This is a genomic window from Oligoflexus sp., assembly GCF_035638955.1.
Taxonomy (GTDB): domain Bacteria; phylum Bdellovibrionota_B; class Oligoflexia; order Oligoflexales; family Oligoflexaceae; genus Oligoflexus.
Genome location: NZ_DASQYZ010000346.1, coordinates 1 through 2,569 on the forward strand (window position 1 = coordinate 1; position 2,569 = coordinate 2,569).

The 2,569-nt window shown below is 52.9% G+C and carries 3 protein-coding genes; all 3 read left to right on the plus strand.

What is annotated here, in order from left to right; genetic code table 11:
* Positions 1 to 284: 284 nt before the first annotated feature.
* On the plus strand, positions 285 to 1,265 hold the full coding sequence (locus VE954_RS30910; RefSeq protein ID WP_324960257.1) for an NADPH:quinone oxidoreductase family protein: 981 nt from the start codon (positions 285 to 287) through the stop codon (positions 1,263 to 1,265).
* Positions 1,266 to 1,333: 68 nt separating this feature from the next.
* On the plus strand, positions 1,334 to 2,377 hold the full coding sequence (locus VE954_RS30915; RefSeq protein WP_324960260.1) for a glycoside hydrolase family 43 protein: 1,044 nt from the start codon (positions 1,334 to 1,336) through the stop codon (positions 2,375 to 2,377).
* Positions 2,358 to 2,569, plus strand: a 212-nt coding sequence (locus VE954_RS30920; protein WP_324960262.1) for a maltose acetyltransferase domain-containing protein, incomplete at its 3' end; no start/stop codon positions are given. The genes VE954_RS30915 and VE954_RS30920, both read left to right, overlap by 20 nt.

Consider the following 2,569-nt stretch of genomic DNA (forward strand, 5'->3'; position numbering starts at 1 on the left):
AAGGCCGCAAGGTACGGAATTGAATTCAGGGTGCAGGAGGAAAGCTATACCTCCAGGTGCGACTCACTTGCTCTCGAAGCCATCGAAAAGCATGAAAAATACATGGGTCGAAGAAAACACCGGGGGCTCTATAAATCCAGCTGGCTTTGGCAATTTTGACCGCAAACATCCGGGTCTATATTCACGATTCAATTTCAGGTATTTTCCTTTGCAGTCGCACCTGGCCACACGCCTGAGAAAAAGGCATGGGTATACAACGTCGAGTTTTGTCTAAAGGACTGCTTATGAAAGCATTGGTTTGTCGTGAATTTCAATCCCTTGAGCATTTGAAAATTGAAGAACTTCCTTCACCCGTTCCGGAAAAGGGTCAGGTTCTTGTGTCCGTAAAGTATGCGTCGGTTAATTTTCCTGATGCGCTGATTGTTCAGGGCAAATACCAATTCAAACCTGCGCTGCCTTTCACTCCAGGGTCGGAATGTTCAGGTGTCGTCAAGTCAGTGGGACCCGGCGTAACGCGTTTGAAGCCTGGTATGAATGTTCTGGTTATCATGCCGGCCGGTGCCTTCGCCGAGGAGGCTCTGGCCCATGAATCCCAGGTGGTTCCCTTGCCACCTGCACTCGATATGATGAGTGCGGCCGGAATGCCTATGACGTATGGAACGTGTTTGCACGCGCTGCAAGATCGGGCTCAATTACAAAGCGGCGAGACCCTTCTGGTCCTTGGGGCAGGCGGGGGCATCGGCCTCGCTGCGGTGGAGCTTGGCAAAATTATGGGGGCGACCGTTATCGCAGCGGCCTCGTCGCATGAAAAATTGGAAGCCGCCAAAAGCCGTGGGGCTGATCATTTGATTCATTATACCAAGGAAGATCTGCGGGCCCGGTTGAAAGAGATTACGGGTGACAAGGGCGTTGATGTTGTGTGCGATCCGGTGGGTGGCGATTTTGCAGAACCCGCGCTTCGCTCGATAGCCTGGAAAGGGCGCTATCTGGTGGTTGGATTTGCAGCGGGCGATATTCCCAAAATCCCTCTGAATCTGGCACTGCTCAAAGGCTGCTCTATCGTCGGTGTGTTTTGGGGCGAATTTATGAAAAGGCAACCCCAGGATGCCATGACGGAAATGGGTCAGCTCCTGCAGTGGCTCGCGCAGGGAAAAATCAATCCGATGATTTCGCAAACGTTCGCCATGAGTCACGCTCATGCCGCACTTCATGCTGTTTACGCGCGTCAAGTGACAGGGAAAGTTGTGATCACAATGGGAGTCTAAAGAAAGATAGCGTCCCCTTCCAATCTTGCCTATATTTTGGCTGAAACTTCAGCAAGAAGGAGGGATGGATGCAGGTTTACACGAATCCCGTGCATGCAGAATATTTCGCAGACCCTTTCGTGTGGCGAAGCGGGGACGAATACTATGCGATCGGCACCGGCCCAATGGATGCCGATGGTCGTTCCCCGCATGCCGATCGCCCCTGTGTTTTTCCTTTGATGCGGTCGCCTGATCTTATTCATTGGCATCCGGCTGGTTATGCGTTGGTACCACCGGACGAGGCTCTCGGGCATAATTTTTGGGCTCCGGAAATCGCCTTCGCGGAGGGCCGCTGGTACCTCTACTATTCCGTTGGCCATGGCGATAAACAGCATCAGCTGCGTGTGGCCGTCAGCGAGAATCCACTTGGTCCTTATCGGGACTCTGCCCAGCTCACCGATCCGGCAGTCGTATCCTTTGCCATCGATCCGCATCCCTTTCAGGATGACGACGGTCGGTGGTATCTGTTTCACGCTCGGGATTTTCTCGATACCGATCGCGATGATGCGGGTTCCATCAGGGCTGGCACGGCTTTGGTTGTTTCTGAGCTGGAAACGATGACCCGGCTTGCACCGCGTGTTCATACCGTCCTGCGGGCTTACTGCGATTGGCAGCTGTTTGCAGCGCAGCGGCCGATGTATGGACAGATTTTCGACTGGCATACCTTGGAAGGGCCTTGTGTGATCAAGGAGGGTGGACGCTATTACTGCATTTATAGCGGGGGCCGCTGGGAAACAGATACGTATGGAGTGGATTATACGGTTTCCGATCATGTGCTGGGTCCCTATAAGGTCGAAGCAGGAATTGAATCCCCTCGCATCCTGAAAACTGTTCCGGGTCACGTGATTGGGCCTGGGCATTGCTCAGTCGTGACCACTCGTGATGGGTCGACCCGGATGATCGTTTATCATGCTTGGGATGCGGACATGAAAGCCCGCCGCATGTTTATTGATGAACTCTATTTTGAAGGTGATCAGCCACGATCGGATGGGCCGAGCTGGATGCCGGCTGAGTTACCTCTGGCTACGGTCCAGAGGGTGAAGGGCCCGGACAATGCCAACAGAACAAATTAAAATGCTCGCCGGGCAGCTCTATGACCCCCTTGATTCTGAGCTGGTCAAGGCACGGGAACTCGCACGCGATTTATGTCAGGTCCTGAATGCATCACGAGAGTCCGAAAGAGAAGAGCGTATTGGCCTTATGAAAAGATTATTTGGAGCTGTCGGAAAAGACGTTTGGATTCAGCCGCCTTTTTTCTGTGATTA

Excerpts from the sequence above, each read along its gene's own strand:
- VE954_RS30910 (WP_324960257.1), top strand. The coding sequence starts at position 285 with ATGAAAGCATTGGTTTGTCGTGAATTTCAATCCCTTGAGCATTTGAAA.
- VE954_RS30915 (WP_324960260.1), top strand. The coding sequence starts at position 1,334 with ATGCAGGTTTACACGAATCCCGTGCATGCAGAATATTTCGCAGACCCT.